This window comes from Brevundimonas sp. TWP3-1-2b1 (genome assembly GCF_049896165.1).
Lineage (GTDB): Bacteria > Pseudomonadota > Alphaproteobacteria > Caulobacterales > Caulobacteraceae > Brevundimonas > Brevundimonas subvibrioides_B.
Map to the genome: position 1 here is coordinate 98486 of NZ_JAFCTT010000004.1, position 25495 is coordinate 123980.

Annotated in this window: 15 protein-coding genes, 10 pseudogenes and 1 other annotated feature; of the genes and pseudogenes, 14 read left to right on the top strand and 11 right to left on the bottom strand. The window is 61.8% G+C overall.

The window, feature by feature from the left end:
• Nucleotides 1–362 precede the first annotated feature (362 nt).
• The 4 genes and pseudogenes from ACP7AB_RS05330 to ACP7AB_RS05345 all read right to left on the bottom strand — a co-directional run.
• Nucleotides 363–485: pseudogene (locus ACP7AB_RS05330) on the bottom strand (IS3 family transposase); the annotation flags it as partial.
• Nucleotides 486–699: 214 nt separating this feature from the next.
• On the bottom strand, nucleotides 700–1569 hold the full coding sequence (locus ACP7AB_RS05335) for a DNA topoisomerase IB (protein ID WP_426046111.1): 870 nt from the start codon (nucleotides 1567–1569) through the stop codon (nucleotides 700–702).
• Nucleotides 1570–2399: 830 nt separating this feature from the next.
• Nucleotides 2400–2981 carry a chemotaxis protein CheB gene (locus ACP7AB_RS05340; protein ID WP_425993090.1) on the bottom strand — a complete coding sequence of 194 codons (582 nt, stop codon included), beginning with the start codon at nucleotides 2979–2981 and terminating at the stop codon, nucleotides 2400–2402.
• 136 nt (nucleotides 2982–3117) lie between these two features.
• A complete protein-coding gene (locus ACP7AB_RS05345; protein ID WP_425993092.1) occupies nucleotides 3118–7059 on the bottom strand; it encodes a chemotaxis protein CheB in 3942 nt (1313 codons plus the stop codon).
• Nucleotides 7060–7259: 200 nt separating this feature from the next.
• On the opposite strand from ACP7AB_RS05345, the pseudogene ACP7AB_RS05350 reads away from it, so the two are divergent.
• Nucleotides 7260–8448 (top strand): annotated as a pseudogene (locus ACP7AB_RS05350) (IS3 family transposase).
• A gap of 294 nt (nucleotides 8449–8742) precedes the next feature.
• Here ACP7AB_RS05350 and ACP7AB_RS05355 read toward each other — a convergent pair.
• Nucleotides 8743–9765, bottom strand: a complete 1023-nt coding sequence (locus ACP7AB_RS05355) for a DNA topoisomerase IB (protein WP_426046112.1) — start codon at nucleotides 9763–9765, stop codon at nucleotides 8743–8745.
• A gap of 412 nt (nucleotides 9766–10177) precedes the next feature.
• Here ACP7AB_RS05355 and ACP7AB_RS05360 point away from each other — a divergent pair, with 412 nt between their 5' ends.
• Nucleotides 10178–11191 (top strand): sensor histidine kinase, encoded by a 1014-nt coding sequence (locus ACP7AB_RS05360; protein ID WP_425989206.1) that lies wholly within the window; start codon nucleotides 10178–10180, stop codon nucleotides 11189–11191.
• Nucleotides 11192–11309: 118 nt separating this feature from the next.
• Here the strand turns inward: ACP7AB_RS05360 and ACP7AB_RS05365 are convergent.
• The 3 pseudogenes from ACP7AB_RS05365 to ACP7AB_RS05375 all read right to left on the bottom strand — a co-directional run.
• Nucleotides 11310–11447 (bottom strand): annotated as a pseudogene (locus tag ACP7AB_RS05365) (hypothetical protein); the annotation flags it as partial.
• Between the two features lie 136 nt (nucleotides 11448–11583).
• Nucleotides 11584–12048 (bottom strand): annotated as a pseudogene (locus ACP7AB_RS05370) (transposase); the annotation flags it as partial.
• Nucleotides 12049–12074: 26 nt separating this feature from the next.
• Nucleotides 12075–12230, bottom strand: a pseudogene (locus ACP7AB_RS05375) (transposase); the annotation flags it as partial.
• On the opposite strand from ACP7AB_RS05375, the pseudogene ACP7AB_RS05380 reads away from it, so the two are divergent.
• A pseudogene (locus ACP7AB_RS05380) lies at nucleotides 12216–13238 on the top strand (IS21 family transposase); the annotation flags it as partial. The pseudogenes ACP7AB_RS05375 and ACP7AB_RS05380 overlap by 15 nt on opposite strands.
• On the top strand, nucleotides 13235–14065 hold the full coding sequence (gene istB / locus ACP7AB_RS05385; protein ID WP_425989204.1) for an IS21-like element helper ATPase IstB: 831 nt from the start codon (nucleotides 13235–13237) through the stop codon (nucleotides 14063–14065). The pseudogene ACP7AB_RS05380 and the gene istB, both read left to right, overlap by 4 nt.
• A gap of 80 nt (nucleotides 14066–14145) precedes the next feature.
• Here istB and ACP7AB_RS05390 read toward each other — a convergent pair whose 3' ends face one another.
• The gene (locus ACP7AB_RS05390) at nucleotides 14146–14373 is read right to left on the bottom strand and encodes a transposase family protein (RefSeq protein WP_425989202.1); all 228 of its coding nucleotides are present in this window, start codon (nucleotides 14371–14373) and stop codon (nucleotides 14146–14148) included.
• Between the two features lie 298 nt (nucleotides 14374–14671).
• Here ACP7AB_RS05390 and ACP7AB_RS05395 point away from each other — a divergent pair, with 298 nt between their 5' ends.
• Nucleotides 14672–15589, top strand: a complete 918-nt coding sequence (locus ACP7AB_RS05395; protein WP_425989200.1) for an ABC transporter substrate-binding protein — start codon at nucleotides 14672–14674, stop codon at nucleotides 15587–15589.
• Between the two features lie 165 nt (nucleotides 15590–15754).
• On the opposite strand, the pseudogene ACP7AB_RS05400 reads toward ACP7AB_RS05395, so the two are convergent.
• Nucleotides 15755–16087 (bottom strand): annotated as a pseudogene (locus ACP7AB_RS05400) (DDE-type integrase/transposase/recombinase); the annotation flags it as partial.
• 29 nt (nucleotides 16088–16116) lie between these two features.
• On the opposite strand from ACP7AB_RS05400, the pseudogene ACP7AB_RS05405 reads away from it, so the two are divergent.
• The 6 genes and pseudogenes from ACP7AB_RS05405 to ACP7AB_RS05430 all read left to right on the top strand — a co-directional run bounded on the left by ACP7AB_RS05405 (nucleotide 16117) and on the right by ACP7AB_RS05430 (nucleotide 22898).
• A pseudogene (locus ACP7AB_RS05405) lies at nucleotides 16117–17373 on the top strand (IS3 family transposase).
• Nucleotides 16426–16542, top strand: a sequence feature (AL1L pseudoknot). It overlaps the preceding pseudogene by 117 nt.
• Before the next feature lie 150 nt (nucleotides 17374–17523).
• A complete protein-coding gene (locus ACP7AB_RS05410) occupies nucleotides 17524–17964 on the top strand; it encodes a response regulator (RefSeq protein ID WP_425989198.1) in 441 nt (146 codons plus the stop codon).
• Between the two features lie 710 nt (nucleotides 17965–18674).
• On the top strand, nucleotides 18675–19106 hold the full coding sequence (locus ACP7AB_RS05415) for a hypothetical protein (protein WP_426046113.1): 432 nt from the start codon (nucleotides 18675–18677) through the stop codon (nucleotides 19104–19106).
• Nucleotides 19090–20679 carry an RAD55 family ATPase gene (locus ACP7AB_RS05420; RefSeq protein ID WP_425989194.1) on the top strand — a complete coding sequence of 530 codons (1590 nt, stop codon included), beginning with the start codon at nucleotides 19090–19092 and terminating at the stop codon, nucleotides 20677–20679. The genes ACP7AB_RS05415 and ACP7AB_RS05420 overlap by 17 nt, the downstream gene beginning before the upstream one ends.
• Before the next feature lie 183 nt (nucleotides 20680–20862).
• A complete protein-coding gene (locus ACP7AB_RS05425) occupies nucleotides 20863–22419 on the top strand; it encodes a sensor histidine kinase (protein ID WP_425989192.1) in 1557 nt (518 codons plus the stop codon).
• A 50-nt stretch (nucleotides 22420–22469) separates the two neighbouring features.
• A complete protein-coding gene (locus tag ACP7AB_RS05430; RefSeq protein WP_425989189.1) occupies nucleotides 22470–22898 on the top strand; it encodes a hypothetical protein in 429 nt (142 codons plus the stop codon).
• Nucleotides 22899–23053: 155 nt separating this feature from the next.
• Here ACP7AB_RS05430 and ACP7AB_RS05435 read toward each other — a convergent pair.
• A pseudogene (locus tag ACP7AB_RS05435) lies at nucleotides 23054–23164 on the bottom strand (IS1595 family transposase); the annotation flags it as partial.
• A gap of 145 nt (nucleotides 23165–23309) precedes the next feature.
• On the opposite strand from ACP7AB_RS05435, the pseudogene ACP7AB_RS05440 reads away from it, so the two are divergent.
• From ACP7AB_RS05440 to ACP7AB_RS05450, 3 genes and pseudogenes are all read left to right on the top strand, one after another.
• Nucleotides 23310–23507 (top strand): annotated as a pseudogene (locus ACP7AB_RS05440) (IS6 family transposase); the annotation flags it as partial.
• A gap of 177 nt (nucleotides 23508–23684) precedes the next feature.
• The gene (locus tag ACP7AB_RS05445; RefSeq protein ID WP_425989187.1) at nucleotides 23685–24095 is read left to right on the top strand and encodes an ester cyclase; all 411 of its coding nucleotides are present in this window, start codon (nucleotides 23685–23687) and stop codon (nucleotides 24093–24095) included.
• A 9-nt stretch (nucleotides 24096–24104) separates the two neighbouring features.
• Entirely contained in the window at nucleotides 24105–25493 is a 1389-nt protein-coding gene (locus tag ACP7AB_RS05450) for a dihydrolipoyl dehydrogenase (RefSeq protein ID WP_425989185.1), read from the top strand.
• Nucleotides 25494–25495 lie beyond the last annotated feature (2 nt).

Genomic DNA, 25495 nt, shown 5'->3' on the forward strand with positions numbered 1-25495 from the left:
CGGCCACCGCCGTCTGCATGGCCCGATCAACCAACCCGTTCCGCTACTTCGACAGCTCGCCGGAAGTGATCCGGACGGTCGTCATAATGTATGTGAAATTCCCGTTGTCTTTGCGGAACGTCGAAGAACTGTTGGGGGGATGCTGTCAGGTTAACCGCGCCAGGTCGAGAAGCGCCCTACCTAGTCTGAAGTCAAGCAACCGCGGCCGCCCAGACGGACGTTGCTTCGGCGCGAAAGTGACGAAGCGTGAAACTGCTGATCGGTGCTGACAGGTTAGCTTTTGCAAGTCGAAAGCCGCCCTGCCCTGCTTGAAATCAGGCAACGGCCGTCGCTCAAGCAGAGGCCGCTTCAACCCGAAAGCGCCGACGGCTGGCCACCAGGGGAACCTCCAGCGGACGCCGCGTGCCCATGGCACGTTTGCATCTACCGCGCCGGCGCACCATCAGCTTCTCCTCGCGGTAAATCCGCTAAATCCGCTTCTTGTTGGTACCATCGTCCCCATGATCCAGATGGGCGTTCCACCGGCACGCCCGCCGCTCGCTCATCTCGTAGACCGATCGCAGGTGCGCCAGGGGTCCCGACAGATGCCAGTCAGCATGCGCGCCAACGCATTGTTGTATAACGTGTTCAACCACCTAGGCTTCCTCTCGATGGGATCCGATTCTGAAGCCGATCCACATCCAGGGGGTCACGTCACTGTCAGCACCCTCTGAGGGCCTTGACCAAGGCGCGCTCGAAGCCGTCGGAGTTCGGGCCGGGCAGGGCTTCGAGCAGTCGACCGCTCTGGTACAGATCGAACACCTTCGGATGAACATAGGACGACCGGCAAACCGTTGGGGTATTGCCCAGGAGGCCCGCGACCGCCTTGACGCAGACGGCGATCCTGCGCTTCGCATCGGTGGGCGAGGCTGGCGGCTCCATGTAGCGAAGGACGCGCGCAGCATTCACGGTTCCGGCCCAAGTGCGAAAGTCCTTGGCCGAGAAGACGTCGCCCATGGTCTCGCGGATATAGGCGTTCACGTCGTCGGAGGTGATGGCGCACAGGACTCCATCGGCGTCGCGGTATTTGAACAACTGCTGCCCCGGCAGGTCGCGCAGGGACCGGACCACGGTCGCGAGCCGCCGGTCGCGCACCCGTACCTCGTGTTCGATTCCGCTTTTGCCCCTGAAGGCAAAGGTCAGGGCTGTTCCGGTCAGATCGAGATGGCGCTTGTTGAGTGTGGTGAGGCCGTATGAGCGGTTCTGCTTCGCATATTGGGCGTTGCCAACCCGGATCAGCGTCAGCTCCAGCAGCCGCACCGCCGTGGCCAAGACCTTGTCACGGGATACGCCGCGTCGGTTCAGGTCGGCCTCGACTCGTTCGCGCAGTTTCGGCAAGGCGCGGGCGAAGGCCGGCAGGCGTTCGAACTTGCTTTCCGAGGCATAGCGACTCCAGCTGTCGTGGTAGCGGTATTGTTTGCGGCCTTTCACGTCCCGGCCCGTGGCCTGGATGTGCCCCGTGGCGCGCGGGCAGATACAGACATCGGTCCAGGCCGGAGGGATGGCGAGGGCGCGGATGCGGTCCAGCACCTCGTGGTCGCGGATGAGCCCCCCCGCGCATCGTGATAGACGAAGCCCTTGCCCGATGCCGTGCGCTCAAAACCTGAATATTCGTCGTTCCAATGCGTGAGGCCATCGGGAACTTCGACTCGCGATCCGGCCTCCAGTGAGCCATGCGCCATCAGCGTCGCTTGCCCGTCGAAATCGCCGCCATCCCAGCCTTGTGTGTATTTGCGCAGCACCAACGTCGCGCGAAGACCACCAGTTCCCCTCGACCCGCCGCTCCAACAGCCAGAGCAGTATGAGACGGTCGGGGCAAAGCCGTTTCGATATCAGTTGGGGGTGACAAAAGCTCTCGCAGCCACGGCGCTTCTCTAGTTTAGCCGGGAGGCGGCTGAGCCGCGGTAAATATTGGCACCTAAATCCGAGCCGAAGCGGCATCTGTCTGGGCGGATGCTGTTGCCTGATCGAGCCAGGGATAGGGGCTTTCAAACTGCGAAAAGTCACCCTGACTGTCTATCGACGTTCACGGCGGGACCCCGCCCGATATGAAATAACGTATTCAATGATCGTAATATTTTGGGGCGAGACGGGGTCTCGACAGACGCCAGTCAGCATGCGCGCCAAAGGATTGTTATATAGCGAATTTAATCACCTAGGCCGCCGTCTCGATGGGGTCCGATTTCGACACCGATCCACACAGCCAGAACGAGAGGCCCTGCGTGATCTGAGCCCTGATTGGTTGTGGTTGCAATAGGCCGGCCTGCCGATGAAAAGTTGTCTGCGGCTGGAGTCCGCCGGCTGTGGCTTCACCCCGAGGCGATCTGTTTAGGAAGTGCGGTAGCGGAGTTCCAGCCTCCTCAGCGGATCACCGGGTCCCCATCCGCAATACGCCGAATTTCGTGGGCAATTTCCTCTGGCGAAAGGATGAAATCGATGCAGCCGCTCGCGATCGCGCTTTGCGGCATATCAGGCTGGACCGCAGTATCGACCTTTTGGGCAATCGTTATGCCTCCAACCTCTCGAATGCCACACAACGCCGCCGCACCGTCGCCATCAAAGCCAGAGACGATAACGGCGACAAGCTTGCCCGACCAGTTCTCCGTCAGCGAGCGCAGAAAGACCGTGATGACGTCGGGCCACCCCCTCGGTTTTGAGATCGGCTCCAATCTGAACTCACCGTTGAGGATGTGCAGATCACGGTTTTCCGGAATGATGAACACGCAGTTTGGGCGGACGACCAGCCGGTCTGAAATCAACTCCACAGGCATGGAAGTGAAGCCCGGAAGAATTTGGTGCAGCCTCGTAGCGACGGTTCGAATGTGATTTACGATGACGACCGCTATGCCTAGATCGCCCGGCAGATTTTTGAGTAGCCGGGTGTAGGCGTCGAGACCGCCAGCAGAGCCGCCGACACAGACGATCGGGAAGTCGTTCGCCATAACCTAGCCTACCTATGCAAATGGCAGAAAGCCGCGTGTCTACGCCAGCGCGCTCGCGTCCAAGACGCATTCACGGGCTCATCCTCGACAGTGGATGCTCAATCGCCGGTGACGCGGACTCAGGCCGGTAGCAGGTTTAGCAGCCGGCAGGCCAGCCCTCGATCACCTTTTTGGCCGGGCAATCGATGCGCCAAACGAGACCGGTCGGCGCGAAGTCAATCTCAGCTTCGCAGCCGAGGCTCATATTGGTCATTGAGTTGATTACGGTCGAGCCAAAGCCTTGACGCGAGGGGTTCGTGACCGGCGGACCGTCGCTCTCCACCCAAGACATCGTGAATCTTGGAATCCCCGCAGCATCGGAGTGCCGGCCCCAGCTGACGCTCACCCGACCGATCTGGTTGGACAGCGCGCCGTACTTGCTGGCGTTGGTGGCAAGCTCGTGCAGGGCCATGCCGAGCGTTTGAGCCGCCGATGCCGAGAGCTCGACCGGCGGGCCGTCAATCATGACGCGACTATCGTGCTCGTCGCCGAATTGGACAAGCTGCGAGCGGACAAGGTCGCTGAGCGGCACGGCTTTCCACTCGTTCGAGACCAGAACTTTCTGGCTCGCCGCGAGCCCTTGGAGACGCTCATCGAAACTCTTCATAAAATCAGCCGGCCGCGAAACTACGGTACGCGCAGCGATCGCTCGGACAACGGTAAGCAAGTTCATGGAGCGGTGATTGACCTCACCCATAAGAAGCTTGATTGTTTGTTCCTGAAGCTTGCGCTCCGTGATGTCGTAGTTCACCCCAATCATCCGTCTCGGCTCCCCGTTAATCTCCTCGGTCACTTGACCCACGCCGACTACATGCCGGATTTCACCATCAGCTCTTCGAATGCGGAAATCTTCGTTGAACTGGGTGCGGCCCGCGGTGCTCGCATTAAACCGCTCATTAACCCGAGCGACGTCGCCTGGATGGACATGATCGAAAAACAGCTCTGGCGATGCCGCGCGATCGTGATCAAGTCCAAGTATATCGAACATCCTAGGGGTCCAAATGGCCGTGCCCGCTTTCAGATCGGCGTCCCAAGCGCCTAGATTCGCCACTTCACATGCCAGTTGAAGGCGGCTCTCGCTTTCCCTCAGCACATATTCGGCCCGCTTGCGTGCGGCGATGTCGCGAGCCACGGCCGAGGCTCCAATGATGACGCCTCGCGGGTCGCGGATTGGTGAGACGTTTAGTGATACGTGGATGACCCGGTCGCCTTTGGTTACCCGGCTGATGTCGATGTTGGTGATCGCCTCACCACGCTGCAGGCGGGCCAGATTGTCCGGCCATTCGTCGATCTGCACATCGTCGAGCAATTTCGACATCGGCTGCCCGATCATCTCGCTCGCCGCGTAACCGTAGATTTTTTCTGCACCGTCATTCCAGCTGGTGATCGCGCCGTCGAGATCGTGACTGATGATCGCGTCCTCGGAAGACGCAACAATGGCGGCAAGGTGGGCCCGATCCCGCTCCAGCTTCTTGCGGTCCGAAATATCGATGAGTGTGATGACGACGCCATCGATGACATTGTTCAGGTCGCGATACGGCTTTACGCGAACCAAATAGGTCGCGATACCGTCCTCGGACTCCGCTTCTCGTTCGATTGAACTTAGATCCCGCAGCACCTTGAAGATATCTTGGGTGAGAACGGAGCCGGCCAGCCGGGAGGAAAAATCGCTGATGAGGCGACCTTCGTCCCCTTCACGCACGTTAAATATCTCAGTGATCGCCGGAGTAAATCTCCGAATATGGGATTTGTTGTCGAGGAAGAGCGTCGCGATTGAGGTACTGTCGAACAAATTGGCAAGATCGCTGTTTGAACGCACTAGACTGTCCGCCCGGTTATTCAGCTCATTATTTACAGTCTGTAGTTCCTCATTGATGGATGACAACTCCTCCTTCGAAGTTTCCAACTCTTCTACCGTCGAATGGAGTTCTTCATTTACAGATTGAAATTCCTCATTGGAACTCTGTAGCTCCTCATTCGCCGTCTCCAGTTCCTCGGTGATGGTCTGCAGCTTCTCCCGTGCTGCGACGAGTTCGCTATGCTGGGGATCGGCAGACGGAGTGGTGTCATCCGGCTTTCCAACCTGTGCAGCGAGCGTGGGCAACTCCTGGAACGCCAGCAATATGCAGCGCTGGCCGTCGACCGGCTCCGCCATCGGTTCGGCGATGAGGTTGATCGTTTGCCCCCGGCCGGCGACCTGGAAAGTGACCGCTTCTTGTGCTGGCCGTTGGTGCTCAACAGCTTTTCGGATGAGACTGCGGACGGGTGATCGCAACTGGGTGTGCAGCATCCGGAAGAGATTTAGACTGGCGCCGCCGCTCATTGGCTGCATGAACTTTTCGACGGGTCCTGAGAACCGCTGAATCTCGTGCTGACTGTCGAAAACGATATAGGCGGGAGCGTATTGCGCAATCATGCGCGTCGCCTGCTCGTCGATGGTGTCGGCTTCGGCGCTTCGCTGAGGCGGGGATGCTGGGCTCATTCGGACACTTGGTTTAACGCGCGGGATTTGGGGGGTAACGTCGAGTCGCCTGAACAATTTATTTCGCTTATCGGCCACCTTGAACAGACGCCCGCTTGCGGCGATCGTCTCTGAAGGACCGAGCCAAAGGAATCCATTAGCCTTAAGTCCATAGTGGAAGGTTGCGATGACGCGTTGTTGTAACGATGACTCGAAATAGATTAGCAAATTTCGACAAGTAATCATGTCGAGCTTCGAGAAAGGTGGATCTTTGACTAGGTCGTGCGTTGAGAAAACACACATCTCCCGTATGTGTTTGGCGACGCGATAGCACTGACCTTCTCTAAGAAAATTCTGATCCAGTCGGATAACCGTCGTATCTGCTTCGATTGTATCGCTGTAGAGACCTGCCCGCGCAACCGTGACCGCCCTATCATCTAAGTCGGTGGCGAAGATCGTGACCTTTCGTGGTGATTTCGCGAGGGCCAACGCCTCCGAGAACAGGATAGCCAGAGAATAGGCCTCCTCACCCGTCGCACAGCCGGCGATCCACACGCGGATCGGCTCCTCAGCACCGCCGTTGGCGATTACCTCCGGCAAGACGGTCGCGGCCAAAGCTTCGAACATGGTTGGGTCACGGAAAAAGCGGGTTACGCCGATCAAGATTTCGCGAAACAGAAGCTCAGGTTCATTCGGCAGATTACGCAGCTGGGTGATGTATTCCCCAGGGTCGTCAATGTGCAGCACCTGCATTCGCCGACGAACTCGGCGCATCAGCGTGCTGGACTTGTATTGCCCAAAATCTCGACCCAGCCGACTGTTGAGCACCGCGCAGATGGTCGTCAAGTGTTTGGCGCGGCCGGAGGGACCCATGGGTTCGTTGAGGTCATCAGCGCCCCCTCGGGATTTGAAATTTTGATGCTCTAACAGGCGTGCTGGCATCTCCTCGGGCTGGAGAACGTAGTCGACGAAGCCGCCGGCGGTGGCGCTCTGTGGCATCCCAAACTTCGCGCGGTGGTCGAACGCTGCTTCGCTGAGGGTCAGCCCCCCCGCCTCCTTGATCGCCTCGATTCCTAACGTCCCGTCGCTCCCGAAGCCCGACAGGATGATCCCGACAGCGTTTTCGCCCTGATCTTCAGCAAGCGAGGTGAGAAAGATGTCGATGGACGACCGCCGCGCCGTTGGGCTCTCAGGAAGAGCGACCCGCAAGACGCCGCCCTGGATCCTCAGGATGGCGTTCTCGGGAATGACCGCGATGGTGTTCGGCGCGGCAACCGTTCCGTCCGAGGCCTGCACCACGGGCATCGAGGTGCACTCACCAATGATTTCGGCTAGGGCGCTCTTGTAGTCGGGGTCTAGGTGTTGAACCAGGACGAAGGCCATGTCGCTATCGGCCGGCATCCGCGAGAAAAACGCTCGGAACGCGTCAAGCCCGCCTGCCGAGGCACCGATGCCCACGGTCAGGTGTCTAGAAACCCCTGGTCCGTAACCGACTGCGCCATCACCCAACCGAGCTTTTGCGGCTGACGGCTCAGCCGTCTCAGCTTTATGCCGTGCGATTGATCGTGGCCTCGCCATGCCGATTAATCGGCCACCATCGTGACCGGCGCAACGACTTTGTTCAGATTGGGTCTAATCGCTGGCCAATAAGCCGTCAGGCCGAACCGCCGGAAGAGGACTTTCCCATGTCCGCCTCAGAGTCAGGAGTGGACCTTGACGTGACCCCCTGAAACTTCTCCAGGAATAGCTAGATTTCGCCCCTCGAAAGGACGGACGGAATGAAGCGATCGAGATTTACGGAAGAGCAGATCATCGGGATCCTGCGCGAGCAGGAGACGGGTGTCCCGGTGGCGGACCTGTGCAGGAAACACGGGCTCAGTTCGCCGACGTTTTACAAGTGGAAGGCCAGGTTCGGCGGCATGGATGTGTCGGAAGCCGGCGGCTGAAGACGCTTGAGGACGAGAACGCCAAGCTGAAGCGGTTGCTGGCGGATGCGATGCTGGACAACGTCGCGCTGAAGGATCTGCTGGGAAAAAAGTGGTGACGCCCGCCGCGCATCGAGAGGCTGTGGCGCACCTGCGATCGGTCTACGAGATGAGCGAGCGGCGGGCGTGCCGGATTCTGGGCGTCGATCGTGCGAGCGTGCGCTACCAGGCCACGCGGCCGGACGACGGTGCCCTGCGGGATCGGCTGAAGGCGCTGGCCCAGGAGCGGCGGCGGTTCGGCTATCGCCGTCTGCACGTGATGCTTCGGCGCGAGGGACATGCCGTCAACAGGAAGCGGGTCCAGCGGATCTACCGCGAGGAGAAGCTGATGGTGCGCCGGCGCGGTGGACGCAAACGCGCCATGGGCACGCGGCGTCCGCTGGAGGTTCCCCTGGTGGCCAACCAGCGCTGGTCGCTGGACTTCGTTTCCGACCAGATGACCGACGGGCGGCGGTTCCGGATCCTGACGGTGATCGACAACTGCACCCGCGAGTGCCTTGGGCTGGTCGCAGACACCTCGCTGTCGGGCCGGCGGGTGGCGCGAGAGCTGGACGCCATCATGCTCCGGCGCGGACGACCCGACACGATCATCAGTGACAACGGGACGGAATACACATCCAACGCCATCCTGGCCTGGGCCGACGAGACCGGCGTGGGCTGGCATTACATCGCGCCGGGCAAGCCCCAGCAGAACGGCTTCAACGAGAGCTTCAACGGTCGCCTGCGCGACGAACTGCTGAACGAGACGCTGTTCCGGTCACTGCCACACGCCCGGTCCGTGCTGGATGCCTGGCGGCGCGACTACAACGAAACCCGGCCGCACTCGAAGCTGGGATGGCTGACGCCCGAGGCCTACGCCGAGGCGCTCACCAGACACATCGGCCGGCCTGCTGCGCTGGTTGATGGCTGCGAAGACCGGCCTCTTGCCACCCCAGCCAATCACGGCTCAGATCACCAAAGGACTCTCGCTATGGCTGGATGAGAAACGGGGGTCACGTCACGAACTACAGCGCTGAGGTCGGCCGACGGGATCGCAGCACCGCCCCCGGAGAGGAGCAAGATCCGCCCTAGTGACGACCCGCCCACCGTGGCTGCGATCAGTCTATCGGCAGCCATAATCGCGGCGCTGGCGCATGAGGCCGCTGGGCACGGCGGCGCGTGCTTAGTGAATGGCGACGAGATCGCCCTGCTGAGTGTCGTCTGGTCCAGATGCGCCATCGACGCGTCCGTCTAGAGGCAGGGTAAGGCGGCTCTCGACCTCGCGGAAAATAAGAAGTCAACCAAGTCTGAGGACCTTGGCCAAGGCGCGCTCGAAGCCGTCGGAGTTCGGGCCGGGCAGAGCTTCGAGCAGTCGACCGCTCTGGTACAGATCGAACACCTTCGGATGAACATAGGACGACCGGCAAACCGTTGGGGTATTGCCCAGGAGGCCCGCGACCGCCTTGACGCAGACGGCGATCCTGCGCTTTGCATCGGTGGGAGAGGCTGCTGGCTCCATGTCGCGAAGGGCGCGCGCAGCGGAGACGGTGCCGGCCCATGTGCGAAAGTCCTTGGCCGAGAAGCCGTCGCCCATGGCCTCTCGGATATAGGCGTTGACGTCGTCGGACGAGATGGCGCACAGGGCTCCATCGGCGTCGCGGTATTTGAACAACTGCTGCCCCGGCAGGTCGCGCAGGGACCGGACCACGGTCGCCAGCCGTCGGTCGCGCAACCGTACCTCGTGTTCGACCCCGCTTTTGCCCTTGAAGGCGAAGGTCAGGGCTGTTCCGGTCAGATCGAGATGGCGCTTGCTGAGCGTAGTCAGGCCGTATGAGCGGTTCTGCTTCGCATATTGGGCGTTGCCAACCCGGATCAGCGTTAGCTCCAGAAGCCGCACCGCCGTGGCCAAGACCTTGTCGCGGGATACGCCGCGCCGGCTGAGGTCGGCCTCGACCCGTTCGCGCAGTTTGGGCAAGGCGCGGGCGAAGGCCGGCAGGCGTTCAAACTTGCTTTCAGAAGCATGGCGACTCCAGCCGTCGTGGTAGCGGTATTGTTTGCGGCCCTTCAGGTCCCGGCCAGTGGCCTGGATGTGCCCCGTGGCGTGCGGGCAGATCCAGACGTCGGTCCAGGCCGGAGGAATGGCGAGGGTGCGGATGCGGTCCAGCACCTCTCGGTCGCGGATGAGCTCCCCCCGCGCATTGTGATACGAGAAGCCCCTGCCCGACGCTTTGCGCTTGAAACCTGCATGCTCGTCGTTCCAATACGTGAGGCCGTCGGGAATCTCGACTAGCGAACCGGCATCCAGTGAGCCATGCGCCATCAGCGTTGCTCGCCCGTCGAAATCGTTGCCATCCCAACCTCGTGTCTATTAGCGCAGCGCCAACGTCGCGCGCAGACCACTGGTTCCCTGAAGACGCTCCCCCAAGGTCGCAGACCAACTACCAACTCTACGAAATGGGCGGGGTAGGCTGGCCGGTCCAAGTGCGGTTTGCGGCAACAGAAGTCTCGAACGGCTTATGGTCGTTCTGGGAAGACGCTTAAGTCCGCTTTGGGTCGGGACCAGTCGGTCGCTTGACGGTGGATAGGCGACATTAGCTCGGAGCTAACATGAGTTGATCAAGGCCACTCGCTCGCTGCAGGACTTGTCGTATCAGCGAGTTGCGGGAACAGATGGTCGTCGACTACGGTTCTGGTTCGAGCCTGGCGCATGAGCTTTCGGCGAGCACCTATCCATGAAAACGATTCTGCCAGCGAACGCTCCGGAACGTCCGGTTTGGGATGATCAACACCTGCGTCTGGGGGTGGAGGCCGCTGGCGTCGCTCTCTGGTCGTGGAACGTCGATACGGATCGCCTTACGATGGATCAGTCGGGATACGACCTTTGGGCCGTGCTCACGACCACCGAAGTCACCTTTGAAGACCTGTCCGCGCACATCCACCCGGCCGACCGGGATAGGGTCAGAGCCGGCTTCAACGCGACGCGGGGCATCGTCGGCCCTTACGAGATCGATTTCCGCATCCTGATCAAGGACGAGGTCCGCTGGGTTTCTGCCCGGGGACGCGGCGATGATGAGGGTATCCGTAATCGGGTAATGTTCGGGATTTTTCTGGACGTCACGGGCCGGAAACAGGCCGAGGAAGCCAACGAGTTGTTGGCGGGCGAGATGAGCCATCGGGTCAAGAACCTCATCACAATCGCCGGGGCGCTCACGACTATGACGTCGCGGTCAACCGAGACTAAGGAAGAGATGGTCAGCGATCTCACGCACCGGCTCGCCGCGTTGGGACGCGCGCATGATCTCGTTCGACCTGTCCCTGGCCAGACTGAAAACGCAGCTCTTCTCGGTGATCTGCTCTCGGTCCTGCTGACCCCTTACGATGATCTGGGGGCGTTCAGTGGGCGCGTTCGGGTGGCCGTGCCCAGAATGGCGATTGGGGAAGTCTCGGCGACCAACTTGGCATTGGTGCTGCATGAACTGGCGACCAACTCTGTCAAATACGGTGCGCTTTCGGTGCCGACTGGGCTTCTCGATGTGGCCTGCCAGGTCGACGGAGACGAGGCGGTCATCGTTTGGACTGAGCGGGGCGGGCCTATATGCATCGCCCCAGCGTCCACGAGCGGCTTTGGCAGCAAGCTCTTGAACCGCGTAATGACACACCAGTTTGGCGGCTCGATAGCCTATGATTGGCCGACCGAAGGAGCCATCGTGACTCTTCGCCTCAAGGCTACGCGGTTGGCTCTTTAGGCGTTCCCAGACTAGCAAGCACCCAGCCGCCGTATGTCCGCTATGGGTCGAGGCCGTGTAAAAACGCGTTCGGCGGCGGCGGCCCGTAGTTGGCGGGGAGGCGCAGAGCACCATCGTTTCAGGCTCTGATCGCCTCCATCAGCGGCTTCGTTCCGAGCACTGCCATCACCCGCTTCATATTGTAGGCCAGGATGTGCAGGCTGATCTCGGTCTTCACGTTGGGCAGTCGCTTCATCAGGAAGTGAGTGTGGCCCATCGGGCTACGCCCTCCCCACGCCCCAACCCTCGCAAGCGGTGCGCTCGTGACGTCCATCCCGAACACCACAAGGGGGTCCCTATTGCACGCCTATAGGGGGTCCCTTTTGGGCTCTGACGCAGTTTTGGTGACGGGATCATGGTGTCGAGCCGATCAGCCTGGCCTGTAGGAGATCGAGCTTTCCGCGGCCGTACATCTGGCGTTTGACGAGCTTGAGCTTGGTGATCTGACCCTCGGCTTGGCCGTTGGACCAACCAGAGGTGATCGCCGCGCGGACGGCGTTGATATCGCGGTCTATGCCGTTGGCGAAGGACGCCACCAGGCTGGGCCGACCACGCTCGATCCAGGCGCACAGGTCGCCCTCAGTCTTACGACGGATCATCAGGTGGCAGGCGGCGATGATCTCGCGAGCTTCGATCAGCGCCGGTACGCCGGTCTCGACTGCAGCGACGGTGACTGTCTCGGCCTTTGTGAGCGTGTCTCGAGAGACCGTCATCAGCCGGCTGATAATTCGGGCCGAAGGGATGCGGCTCAGCGTGTCGGCGTTGATCTGGTCCGCACGCCGCCGTCGGGTCGCCCACTCGGTCACCACTCTAAGAGTCTGACTCATAATGATTCTGATGGATATCAGGCTCTTGCCAGTCTGCGGGTGAGCAGGCGGATATGGGCGACGAAGACCCAGGCGTTGGCCGAGGCGATGGTGGCCTCGAAGTCCTTGGCCAGCCGGCGGCAGCGACCGAGCCAGGCGAAGGTGCGCTCGACCACCCAGCGGGCTTCGAGCACGCCCATGTGGTGCTGGGCGGTGAGAGCTACGTCGCCCTGGCCGAAGGTCTGCAGAACGCCCTGTGGGCGCTGGGCGGCGCCCCGCACGAACATCGCAGCGACAGCCTCTCCGCGGCCTTCCGCAACCTGGACCGTGACGCCCGCGAAGACCTGACCCTGCGTTACGACGCCCTGTGCGCCCACTACGGCATGGAACCCACCCGCAATAACCGCGGCGTCGCCCACGAGAACGGCTCGGTCGAGAGCTCGCACGGGCACCTGAAGAAGACCGTCGAGGACGCCGTTCTGCTGCGTGGCTCGCGCGACTTCGCCGACCTGGCGGCCTATCGCCGGTTCATCGACGAGGTGACCGGACGCCACAACACCAAGTTCGGACCGCGCATCGATGTCGAGCGGGCGGCCCTCAAGGCGCTGCCTGGGCGCCGGACCGCCGATTACGAAGAGGCCATCGTCACCGTGACCTCCTCCTGCGGGTTCGTTCTGCGCAAGGTGTTCTACAGCACGCCGTCGCGCCTGATCGGTCACCGGCTGCGCGTGCGCCTCTATGACGATCGCCTCGACGTCTATCTCGGCGCCAGCCTCCAGATGACCGTGCCGCGCGGCCGGGCCCGCCCCAATGGCAAGCATGGTCACGTCGTCGACTACCGGCACGTGATCCACTCCCTCAAGCGCAAACCCATGGCGCTCATGGGGTTGGTCTACCGCGACAAGCTGTTCCCTCGCCAAGCCTACAGCCGAGCCTTCGAGGGCATGGTCGCCAGGGTCAACGCGCGCACCGCCTGCCGCAACATGGTCGATCTCCTGGCCCTGGCCCACGACCGCGCCTGCGAAGGCGAGCTTGCCGAACGCATCATATTGGATCTCGACGGCGGACGCTTGCCGGACATGAAAATCCTGCGGACGCTGTTCACGCCCGATATCGCGGCCCTGCCCGAGATCACCGTCTCCTACGCCCCGCTCAGCCTCTACGACGAGCTGGCCACCGTGTTCACGGGAGCAGCCGCATGAAGCCCGCCGATCCCATCGACGCCGGCCGCCTGACCTTGGCGCTCAACGAACTGCGGCTGCCGGCCATCAAGACCATCTGGCCCGACTTCGCCGTGCGCGCGGACAAGGAAGGATGGCCGGCGGCGCGCTTCCTGGCCGCGCTCACCGAGCACGAGTTGGCCGAACGCTCGAGCCGACGCATCCAGCGCCATCTCGAAGAGGCCCGCCTGCCCCCCGGCAAGACCCTCGACAGCTTCGAGTTCGACGCCGTGCCGACAGTCAGCAAGGCCCAGGTCATGGCGCTCGCCGCCGGCGACAGCTGGCTCGACAACGGCGCCAATCTGCTGATGTTCGGCCCGCCCGGCGGCGGCAAGTCCCATCTGGCCGCCGCCCTTGGTCTGGCGCTCGTGGAAAACGGCTGGCGCGTGTTCTTCGCCCGCACGACCGATCTGGTCCAAAGGCTGCAGACCGCCCGCCGCGACCTGCAGCTCGAAGCCGCCATCGCCAGGCTCGACAAATACCATCTGCTGACCCTCGACGACCTGGCCTATGTGACCAAGGATCAGGCCGAAACCAGCGTCCTGTTCGAGCTCATCAGCGCCCGCTACGAGCGCCGGTCCCTGCTGATCACCGCCAACCAGCCCTTCGGTAAATGGGGGCGGATCTTCCCCGATCAGGCCATGACCCTCGCCGCGGTCGACCGCCTCGTCCACCACGCCACCATCTTCGAGATGAATGTCGAGAGCTACCGCCGCCGAACCGCCATCGAACGAAAGCGTGGACCTGGACGCCCCCCCCATACGCGCGACGAGCAAGACCTCAGCCTGATCGCCGCTCCGCCAAATTAAAGGGCTTGCGCTCGTGTCGCGCAGCGACAATCATCCTGACGCTGCGACTGACAATCCTTATCCCGATTGTCGCGCGCCTCTCATCCAGATTGTCGCGCCACAACCACGGACTTACCCGCTATCGGCAGATCAAACAGGTGGCGATTGTAGCGGCTGTGAACCCTCCGGCTCGCGGTCCCGCACCCTGGGCATCGACTGGTCGAGCCCGTGCTCTGAATGTGGATGGTGGTGCGATCACCGTCGGGCCACGCACCGGTCAGGACGAAGCCCGCTGGGATGAGGCTGGACGAAGAAAGGGCTTTTGCCATGACGCTGATCCGGACGTGAACCCCGCGCCAGTCAGCCAGCCAACTTCATCAAAACTGAGTCAGAGCCCGATTTCGACGCCGATCCACAATCCTCCGCTCTCAGAAGCGCCCGCGAGGCGGGTGAGGTTGTCGCCGCGGCCGTCTGCATCTGTGCAGCTCAAGCCGGTGGCGCTTAAACGAAATCGACCTCACATCAATCCGTCCCCGCCAGCGGCTTACGCCGATTTTGCTGGAGATCTTTTAGCGTTTGCCTGGCACCGACTTGACTATACCGGGCCGGGTTGTAACGCACGCTGCCATGCAACGTCTTCGTATCGCCCTCGAATGGTTTCTCAATCCCGATCATTTGCCGCTGATCGCGGCGCGTAATCAGCTGAGCGCCGACGGGTGGGATATCGAGCTGGTGATACCCGACGACCATTATGACGGCTTCCAGGCCCTGGCTGCCGGTGACGTCGAGCTGGTCGTCAACGAACCGCTCCACCTGGTCGAGAAGCGCGACCTGCGATTGACCGCCTGGGGCTGTTTCTTCGCCACCAATGGCGGCGTGCTGATGCATAGAACTGCGCTGACGCGGATGCTCTCGGGACACAAGGTCCGCATCGCATCGCCCGTGTCGAACCCGACCACGGATCGTCTGTGTGTCGATATTCTGAAAGGCTGGACGGCGCAGCAGGGTCTGGAACTCGACGAAGGCCGGGTGATCATCGAAGCCGCGGGCTTTGCCCACGTCGACAATCTCGCGTCGGGCCATGACGGCGCGTGGCTGGCCTTTGCCAATGTCGAAGGCGTGTCGGCACGGGTACGCGGCCTCGACACCCAGCTGATCACCACCGCCGAGGCCGGCATTCCGAATTTTTCGGCGCTCGAACTCATCGGCGCAGCAGATGCGCCGGCGCCCGTGCGCGACGCCATCGCGGCATTTGTCACGGCGATCAACGCCGAAACGCCCGAGTTGCACCGCGACCCGATAGCAGCTCGCCAGCTCTGGTACGCTGCCAGCGGCGAAGTGCCGAGTGACGAGGGGGATGCCATCGTGGCTGCCTCCTTGCCGAAGTTCCTTGCCCCGGTCCGCCGCAGTGCCGCGATGTGGCGACCCATGTGGCGCTATCTGCACGGGCGTGGCGGCGACGTTGTCGATGAAGCGACGTTCGAGGCGATGTTCAATCAGCACGACGGCACTCCGATCGGAACGGAGACGCCTATTCAGCGGTAAAGACTTGGCGATCACTGCTCCACGCCATTCGCCGCCCCGGACATTCGATCCTGTCGACGCAGCGGAGTGCGTCGATCAGAACAGGCTTTGTCCCGCGCAGGTCTATTACGACGGTGCTGACAAGTTAACTGCGCGAAGTCGAAAGCCACCTTACCCTGCCATTGGTCAGGCGGCAGCGGCTGCCCATGCAGAAGCCGCATCGGCGCGGAAGCGGCGAAGTGTGGGCCTGCTGATCAAATGGCGTTGGATGTTGAAGGTGTTGTAGATCGCTGCGTGGGTGGTGAGGAATCTCTGGGCTGAGGCTTGAGATTTGAACCGCTGCTGCTGTCGCTCTCGTCGTCGGATCGGGAGGTGAGAGTTCTCGATCCGATTGTTCTCCCGGAGCCGGCCGGGTCTATGCAGATGCCTCAGATCCAGCTGATCCAGAGCCGCGCCGTATGAGGCCAGGCCATCCGTCGTGATCGTCTCCGGCTCCACTGAACCGCCCCGGGTTTGCCGGAGGCCTTAACTACTGAGAGGAAGAGGCCATGACAAGCAAGACGACGAACAAGTTCTCACCCGAGGTTCGCGAGCGAGCGGTCCGGATGGTGGTGGATCACGAACGGGACCATGCGTCGCGCTGGGCGGCCGTGGTTTCGAACGCCGAGAAGATCGGCTGCGTGCCGCAGACCCTGCATGAGTGGATGAAGAAGGCTGAGGTCGATTCCGGCAAGCGGGCGGGTGTCCCGAGCGACGTGGCCGAGCGGGTGAAGGCGCTTGAGCGAGAGAACCGCGAACTGCGACAGGCCAATGAACCGAAGGTCGGCGCGTAGCAGCCAGATCCTGCGCAAGGCGTCCGCGTATTTTGCCCAGGCGGAGCTCGACCGCCCGTTCAAGCGATGATCACCTTCATCGACGATCACCGGAAGGCTTATGGGGTCGAGCCGATCTGCAAGGTCCTGCCGATCGCCCCATCCACCTACCACGAGCGCCAGGCTCAGCGGCGTGATCCGGCCCGGCTGTCGGCGCGGGCGCGCCGGGACCTGGAGCTGAAGCCGCAGATCGCCCGGGTGTTCGCCGAGAACTTCGCCGTCTACGGCGTGCGCAAGATCTGGCGGCAGATGCGGCGCGAGGAGATTTCCCTCGCGCGCTGCACGGTGGAGCGGCTGATGCGCCAGATGGGCCTGCGAGGGGTGATCCGGGGCAAGCCGGTGCGCACGACGATCAGCGACAAGGCCGCGCCGTGCCCGCGCGATCACGTGAACCGCCAGTTCCACGCGCCGGCCCCTGACCGGCTGTGGCTGTCAGACTTCACCTACGTCGCGACCTGGGCAGGCTTCGTCTACGTCGCCTTCGTGATCGACGCCTACGCCCGGCGGATCGTCGGCTGGCGCGCCAGCCGCACGGCCCACGCCAGCTTCGTGCTCGACGCCCTCGAGCAGGCGCTTCATGACCGCCGGCCGGCTCACCGGGCGGGCCTGATCCACCACTCCGATCGCGGATCGCAATACGTGTCCATCAAGTATACCGAGCGCCTGGCTGAAGCCGGCATCGAACCCTCGGTCGGCAGCGTCGGCGACAGCTATGACAACGCCTTGGCCGAGACGATCAACGGCCTCTACAAGGCCGAAGTCATTCATCGCCGTGGCCCGTGGCGATCCTTCGAGGCCGTCGAGTTCGCCACGCTGGAATGGGTCGACTGGTTCAACAACCGACGGCTCCTCGAGCCCATAGGCCATATCCCGCCAGCCGAAGCCGAAGCTGCCTACTATGCCATGCTAGCCGAACAGCCCCTGGCCGCGTAACTTAAGCCAAATGGCCTCCGGCAAACCCGGGGCGGTTCAGTTCTGGGATTTTCCGAGCTGCTCTCCAGATCGGAACTTAACCCGGAGCAGTCCGAACAGGCCGACCGGATCCAACAAGGCGGCCATCGCCTTCTGAGCGTAGTCGACGAAATGATCCGCGTTTCGGAAGGCGCAGAGCTCGCTGCAACAAGCCAGGCGTCGCCCGCTGTCGTCAATCTGCCCGTCCCGGACCGCGTTCACAGAGTCCTCTATGTAGACGACAGCGAGGCAAACCGGCGCCTGATCGTCACGGTTCTTCGGAGCCAGGGCTTTGACTGCGAAACCGAGAATAACGGCCAGCAGGGACTGGAAGCAGTAAGGACCGGCGACTGGGATCTGATCCTGATGGATATCCAGATGCCGGTTATGGACGGTGTGGCGGCTAGTCGCGCTATCCGGGCCCTCCGGGACTTCCGAAGCAGGGTGCCCATCGTCGCCGTTACGGCAAATACACTCGTCGCCCAGCTCGAGACCTATGTCGCCGCCGGCATTAACGACTGGATCGAGAAGCCCGTAGATATTGGCCTCCTGATCGAAAAATCCCTAGGTTGAGCAACTAGCGGATGGCGCGAGTCCGTTCCGGATGTGGCGGGCACCCGAGAGCTTCGCTGACGGCCACGTATTTCCGAAAGTAAATTGACTGAACCCTTCGGTGCGAAAAGGCGGACGCCGGAAATGTCCGCTAAGGGTCGGGTTCAGCCTTTAGCCTGCTGCCCGATAACGGACATTCGACGGACGCGCCGTAAGCGGACATCGTGCAGGTCTGTTCCAGGTGGAAAGCGAGCCTTAGCGTCACCTTTAAGGCGCACGTTGAGGAACATCGTTCTCCCCACCCTGTTTAATTCGTGCGACTAAAGCTTATGCAGGGAAACATGCGACGCGATCATTCGCTCAGGTGGGCGGACACGCTTCAGGCAGTATTTCGTGCTTCTGAACAATCATGTCTGTCCGGCGGTCGGCGGTCGGCGATCGCGTCGTTGGAGTACACGACCGAGCGCAAACGGGTGACGGATCCAGCACCATCGGGCCCTATTGCAGGCCTAGCCCCGCGAGCGTACGGCCAAGCTAAGTTTGGGCTGACAGAGGCCTCGGGACCGCGCCATGATTCGTCACCCGCGCTTTATTGGTGCAAGGTGAGGGTTGGCCGGTCCCGAGGCAGCCGCACTATGGCAATGAAGTCAGCTAAAGCCCTCAATGTCCCCGCGTCGAGGGTGGCACAAGAAATTTCCTCCGAAGAGCGCCTCGTTCGAGTACGTTCCTGAATGAACCGAACTACGCCGAAGCTGCGTATCTACGCTGAGCGACTCATCGTTGGTGAGATGAGCCGAAATGCGTCTGCCGAATCACAACCCACGGCAGCCTTTGCCGTCATAGAGAAATTGAGCCCGCATTTTGGCGCACTCATGGGCGCTGGCGGGTTTCGGGCGCTGCTTTCGCGTGCACTCGCGCTAGCCAGCGCGGAAGTCGCTTGGCTGGGTGAGATTCAAGTCAAAGCGGACGGCTCATTTGATGGTCTGAACGAACTTGAGGCCCAGGCGGCCCCGGAAGAAATTTCTGATGCCGGCATTATTCTTCTCGCCCGGTTTCTCGGACTTCTGGTAGCGCTAATTGGCGACGAACTAACACTTCAGTTATTAAGCAACATCAACGACTTGCAGTTGATCCCGGAAGGCAAGAATGGCAAAGAGACCTAGCGCCGCGGCTACCCGCAAACTGACGAACAACGCCGCAAGCCAATCGGCAAAGGTCACGATCCGCAAACTGCCGACCGGCGTTCGCGGCCTCGACGACATCTTGGGCGGCGGCATCCCGGAGTTTTCGTTCAACGTCATCGCCGGCATGCCCGGTTGCGGCAAGACTACGATGGCGCATCAGATCGTTTTCGCCAACGCGACGGCGGAAAAGCCCGCGCTCTTTTTCACCGTCCTCGGTGAGCCCGCCATAAAAATGTTGCGCTACCAGCAACAGTTTTCCTTCTTCGACGCAACCAAGTTGGGCAATGCCGTCCGCTTTATCAATCTCAGCGACCTGGTGTTGAATCAGAATCTGGAGGCGGTCCTCGCTGAAATTATCAAGCAGGTCACGGCAATCAATCCGGGGGTCGTGGTGGTGGACTCCTTCCGCACCGTGATGCGTAAGACGCAGGCCGCTGCCGGCGAAATGGAGATGCAGTCTTTCATTCAGCAGCTCACCCAGTTTCTGACCAGTTGGGAAGCCACGACATTTCTAGTCGGCGAATTTAGCGAGGGAGAGACCCAGGGCAATCCGCTGTTCACGATCGCCGACGGCCTCTTCTGGCTTTCGCAGAAGGTGGAAAGAAATTCCGTGGTGCGAAAACTGCAAATCCTGAAAGTGCGCGGGTCGGGTTCGGTGCCGGGATTGCACACCGTCCGCATCAACGAAGACGGGTTGCAAGCCTTCTCGCGCACGCTGGGGTTCATTTCCAAAGCTGGAAAGCCGGCCAAGCGTCGGCGGCTTTCTATGGGCATTCCTGATTTGGACGAGATGATGGGCGGGGGCGTTCTCGAAGGCGACAGCCTGCTCATCGCCGGCCCTTCAGGGACGGGCAAAACGGCGCTGGCCACGCAATTCATTGCCGCGGGACTGCGCAATGGCGAGCCGGGGATCATGGCGATCTTCGAAGAACGACCGAAAGGCTACACCGATCGCGCCGACAGCTTTGGTTTGAATTTGAAGACGCCGCTGGAGAAGGGACGCTTGGAAATCATCTACCTTCGTCCGCTCGATCTCTCGGTGGACGAAACTATGCAGGAGATTCTCGACGCCGTTCAAAGGGTCGGCGCGAAACGTTTGGTGATCGATTCGCTCGTGAGCCTTGAGATGGCGCTGGCGCCCGGTTTCCGCGAGGACTTTCGCGAGTCACTCTACCGGCTGATCGTGGCGTTGACGGGGGCGGGGGTCACGATTCTTAGCACCGTTGAGGTGGAGGATACGTTCACCGGGTTTTCTTTCAGCCACTACACGATTTCGTTCCTGACCGATGACATCATCAGGATGCGCTATGTGGAAATCGACGGCCAGCTTCGGAAAGTCATGGTCGTGATCAAAATGCGCGGCGGCAACCACAGCAAAGACATCCGGGAATATGTCATCACGGACAAGGGCGTGGTCGTCATCCAGCCGCGATCCACCGACTACGACGGACTGACCACCGGAATTCCCACGCGAACCGGCCCGCGCCCGGCGCAAAAGGCAGAACCCCCTCCGGAGCCGAAGGCTAAGTCTAAGGCTAGGGCTGCGAAATAGAAGCTCGGCCGCGGGCAATCTGAAAGTCCGGTTCCCAGGACGGGTCACAGGGTTATCCGGGCCGCGCCGACCCTGGATGAGGGCACAGCCAAGCCTAGCCGCCCGTCCGATTCCCAAGGGCGCCCTTACGTTTGTGGTGTAGGTGTTTAGGTAGACGAGCGTCTCGTCGGGGTGTTGATCCAAGTGACCAAAGCCACGCAGTTCGATAAAGATACGGTCGCGATGAACGAGGCGTTGGTCCTCAGTTCGCTTCGCCAGCAAGAACTCGTCGGCCTCACAGAGGAGTTAAACGCCAAACTGCGGCGCGAAATCATCGAGCGGAAGTTGGCGGAGGCGACGCTCCACGAGAGCGACGAACGCTATCGCGCCCTGTTCGAGATGGGGCCCGTGGCCATCTATTCCTGCAATGCCTCGGGTGTAATTCAGAATTTTAACCGCCGCTGCGCCGAACTGTGGGGGCGCGAGCCAACGGCAGGGGATAAAGACGAGCGGTTTTCTGGCGCAGTCAAGATGTTCTGGTTGGACGGCGGTTACATGCCCCACGACCAATGTCCCATGGCTGACGTGTTGAGCGGCAAGATACCAGAGGCGCGGGACGTGGAAGTGCAGGTCGAGCGGCCTGACGGCACGCGGATTATCGTGCTCAAGAATATCCGTCCGCTAAAGAACGAGCGCGGAGAAATCACCGGGGCAATCAACAGCTTTTTCGACGTCACCGAGCGCCGGGCAGCACAGGACGCCGTCCGCGCGAGCGAGGCGCGATTTCGGATGCTCTTCGAGTTTATCGACGAGGGCTTCTGCACACTCGAAAAGCTCGATACTCGCGCCGGCGAGCCGAGCGACTTCCGCTACCTCTCTGCCAATGCCGGCTTTGAAAAACAAACCGGTGTCGGCGGCGTCGTTGGCAAGACCATTCGGGAAGCGTTTCCTGACGAGCCCCAAGAATGGTTCGATACCTACGACGCGGTCATGGCGACGGGAGAGCCGATCCGTTTCGAGCGCGATCTGGAATCGCAGGGGCGAACCTTGGAGTTGTTCGCCTTTTGCTTCGAGGATGAAGCCGTCCTGAAAGTCGGTGTGATCTTCCTCGACGTGAGCCTGCGCAAACATCATGAGGAACGGCAGGAGCTGCTCCTGAAGGAGATGGATCACCGGATCAAGAACCTGTTCGCCATCGTCGGAGGAATGGTGACGTTGAGCGCTAGGTCAGCGACCACGCCCAAGGAGCTGGCCCAGACCATTCAAGGCCGGCTGGGCGCGCTCGCCAGCGCCCACCAAATGATCAGGCCGGGGCCTTCAGCGGCCCCGGCCACCAAGCGGGAAACCACCTTAGGCGATTTGATCCAAAAGGTTCTCTCGCCCTACGCGGAACTGGCGGGATCAGGCGGCGTCGCACGCACCGAAATCGGCGGGCCGGAAATTGCGGTCGGCGCCGAGGCCGCCACGAACGTCGCGCTCGTGATGCATGAGTTGGCGACGAACGCGGCCAAGTATGGCGCCCTGTCGGTCCCCGGCGGGCGCGTCCGCATTTCGTGGGTGGTAGCCAAGGGGCGCCTCGCTCTTTCGTGGGAAGAAAAGGGCGGGCCCGCGATCACGAACCCACCGGAGCGGGAGGGCTTCGGCAGCGTATTGGCCCGCAGAAGCGTCGAAGGGGGGCTCGGTGGCGACGTAACGTTCCACTGGTATCCCGACGGGTTGGTGGTTCTTGTTTCGGCAGAGACGGAACGCCTGGCCCTCTAAAGAACTTTAGCAAGGCGAAACATTTCCCAACGTCGCGCCTGGCACTGCCCTTGCTAAATCACTTATCCGTCCTCGTCGCCGAAGATCAGCCTTTCATCGCCTTGGACTTGGCGCTCGCCGTGGAGGATGCTGGCGGCAAAGTCGTCGGTCCGGCAGCTAGCTGCGCGGAAGCCCTTTCGTTGCTCGCAAACGGGACGGTAGCCGCCGCGATTTTGGACTTTAATCTGGTGGATGGAGAATCGTCGCCCTTGGTCGAGGCCCTCGTTAGTCTTGACGTTCCCTTCATAGTCCACACGGCCGTGGATCTCCCGACGGCTTTGGCGGCGCGCTTTTCAGACCTGGTCGTCAGGATCAAGCCTTGCCCGGCGGCGAGTTTGGTCGCGGAACTTGAGATTTTGCTCGTCCAGCATGAGCGCGCTGTTGGAGCCGCCGTCGCGGCGTCACTTCATCTCAGAACGACGGTACGCGTTGAAGAATGAACCATCTTTGCCCGATGAAGGGTGCTGGCGCGGCCTCGTCGTGCCGGGGCTCAGCGCTGATCTCGTCATTCTATGCGCCGACCCGGGGGTCGATATCGCGGCGCTTGGAAGGCTCTCGGCACTTATCGCGCGCGGCTTCTATCAACAGCCTGCTCGGCCGTGCGGAGCGACCTGAGGATTTCGAACGCCTGGTCATTGGACAGGCGCATCACCTTGGACAGCGAAAGAGTGCGCGCTGCGATCGAGAGAAGGAAGTGCTGGGCCAATAGATCACTCCCCGGGTTTCGTTCACCGGCGAGTGTCGGATCTTGCTACGACAGAAACGGTCGGAACCGAAATGTCGCACCTTTGGTTCAGCCCCTGCGTTTCCCGGTTCGGGGCGATCCTTGGTGCGCTTGCCACCTAATGCCGGAGAACGCCCATCTTCCGATCCGACGACGAGAACGCCAGCAGTAGGGGTTCAAATCCCAAGCTTCAGCCTAAAGATTCCTGACCACACACGCCGCGATCTACAACACCTTCAACATCCAGCGCCATTTGATCAGCAGACCCACTCTTCGCCGCTTTCGCGCCGATGCGGCGTCTGTTTGGGCAGCCGCGATCGCCTGATTTCAGGCAGGTAGGGCGGCTTTCGACTTGGCGCAATTAACCTGTCAGCACCTATCTGTGAGTGGAGTGCCTCGGACGCTCGCGGGAGTGCGATCGTCTCGGAGCGAGGCCGAGCCGATCGCAACCGATCAGGTGGCTAACGGTTAGGGGGACTCGACCCACTTCTAAGGAATCGCCATGTCCGACGCCGCAATCGCCGCCACCAAACGCTTCGGTGAGATCGTCAACACCGGTGCGCTCGACGCATTTCCGGAAGTCGTGGCCGAAGGCTGCGTCGATAATGACCCGTCCCCAGAACAGGGCTCCGGCCCCGAAGGGTTCAAGACGTTCTTCACCGGCATGCGGGCGGCCTTTCCCGACATGAAGGTGGAGCCCGAGACCATGGTCAGCGAGGGTGACAAGGTCGCTTTCGCCTACACACTGACCGGCACGCACCAAGGCGACTTCCTGGGCGTTCCCGCCACCGGCAAGCCGATCGAGATCCGGGGGATGCAGATCGGCCGGTTCGAGGACGGCAAGATGGTCGAGCGCTGGGGCTCTTCGGACGAGCTTGGCATCCTAAAGCAGATCGGCGCGGCTCCGGTCTGAGGCGAGCAGTTGCTAAAACCCGCTGCCTGCGATGTCGCGATCATCGGCTCCGGTTCGGCCGGGCTCGCCGCCTATCATGCGGCGAAAGCCACGGGCGCGAAGGTCCTGCTGATCGAGGCCGGGCCCGGCGGCACGACCTGCGCGCGATATGGCTGCATGCCGTCCAAGCTCCTCCTGGCGGCCGCGCGCTCAGCACGAGACACCAGGGCGGCGACGACGTTCGGCGTCCGCGTCGTGGACATTGCGATCGACGGCAAGGCGGTCATGGCCCGGGTGCGGCGCGAACGCGATCACTTCGTGGGAGCTGTGCTGGAGGAGGTCGCCGCCATCCCGCTGTCCGACAGGCTGCGGGGTCGGGCGCGGTTTTCTAGTCCCGACACCTTGACGCTCGACGATCATACGATCGTCACGGCCCGGGCCATCGTGATCGCCACCGGCGCGCGGCCGGTCGTCCCCAAGGAACTGGCCGAGACCTGCCAGGAGAGGATCGTCACTCACGAGACGGTCTTCGATCTGGAAACACTACCGCGCGCGTTGGCGGTAATCGGCGCTGGTCCACTCGGTCTGGAACTGGCCTTGGCCTTTGGCCGGCTGGGTGTGAAGACGACGGTCTTCGACGAGGGCGACACGATCGGGGCGGTCAGGGATCCCGTCGTCGCCGAGGTCGTGGCCGATCAGATGAAGCGGGAGCTTGTCTTCGAACTGGGCGTGAAGGTCGAGGCGAAGCGCAAGCCAGACGGCGACATCCTGCTCCAATGGTCGGAGTCCGGCGGCAAGGCGCGGCGCGGGACGTTTGACTATGTGCTCGACGCGACGGGGCGGAAAGCCGCCGTCGAAGGTCTGGACCTGAACCTCGCGGGCCTGGACTGCGACGAGGACGGCGTGCCCGTGTTCGATCCCGACACTCTCCGCTGCGGCGGGTTGAACATCTTCATCGCGGGCGACGCGAACGACGACCGGCCTGTCCTGCACGAGGCTTCCCTGCAGGGCGAGCTGGCCGGTCGCAACGCCGCGCACGCACCGAAGCTGGAGAAGCGGATCCCGATGCCGAGCATGGCCGTTGTCTATTCCGATCCGGACATCGCCAGCATAGGACCGGGCTGGGACGAAGATGCGGCCAAGGGCTGGAATGTCGGATGCAGCGATGACGTTGGAAGGGCGCGGGTCGACGCCAAGCCGTCGGGGGTGCTGCGCGTCTATGCCGAGGCGAAGGACGGTGTGCTACTCGGCGGCGAATTGTTTGGACCGGACGTCGAGCATCTCGCACATCTGCTCTCTTGGGCGGTCCAGCTTAAGATGACGGCCAGGGACGTGCTCGATATGCCCTTCTACCATCCGACGATGGAAGAGAGCCTGAGAACGGCGCTGCGCGACTTGGCGGATAAGCAAAAAAACTGAAC

Coding starts and splice junctions, on each gene's coding strand:
- ACP7AB_RS05340 (WP_425993090.1), bottom strand. CDS start 2,981: ATGGCGAACGACTTCCCGATCGTCTGTGTCGGCGGCTCTGCTGGCGGT.
- ACP7AB_RS05345 (WP_425993092.1), bottom strand. CDS start 7,059: ATGGCGAGGCCACGATCAATCGCACGGCATAAAGCTGAGACGGCTGAG.
- ACP7AB_RS05355 (WP_426046112.1), bottom strand. CDS start 9,765: ATGGCGCATGGCTCACTGGATGCCGGTTCGCTAGTCGAGATTCCCGAC.
- ACP7AB_RS05360 (WP_425989206.1), top strand. CDS start 10,178: ATGAAAACGATTCTGCCAGCGAACGCTCCGGAACGTCCGGTTTGGGAT.
- istB (WP_425989204.1), top strand. CDS start 13,235: ATGAAGCCCGCCGATCCCATCGACGCCGGCCGCCTGACCTTGGCGCTC.
- ACP7AB_RS05390 (WP_425989202.1), bottom strand. CDS start 14,373: ATGGCAAAAGCCCTTTCTTCGTCCAGCCTCATCCCAGCGGGCTTCGTC.
- ACP7AB_RS05395 (WP_425989200.1), top strand. CDS start 14,672: ATGCAACGTCTTCGTATCGCCCTCGAATGGTTTCTCAATCCCGATCAT.
- ACP7AB_RS05410 (WP_425989198.1), top strand. CDS start 17,524: ATGATCCGCGTTTCGGAAGGCGCAGAGCTCGCTGCAACAAGCCAGGCG.
- ACP7AB_RS05415 (WP_426046113.1), top strand. CDS start 18,675: ATGAACCGAACTACGCCGAAGCTGCGTATCTACGCTGAGCGACTCATC.
- ACP7AB_RS05420 (WP_425989194.1), top strand. CDS start 19,090: ATGGCAAAGAGACCTAGCGCCGCGGCTACCCGCAAACTGACGAACAAC.
- ACP7AB_RS05445 (WP_425989187.1), top strand. CDS start 23,685: ATGTCCGACGCCGCAATCGCCGCCACCAAACGCTTCGGTGAGATCGTC.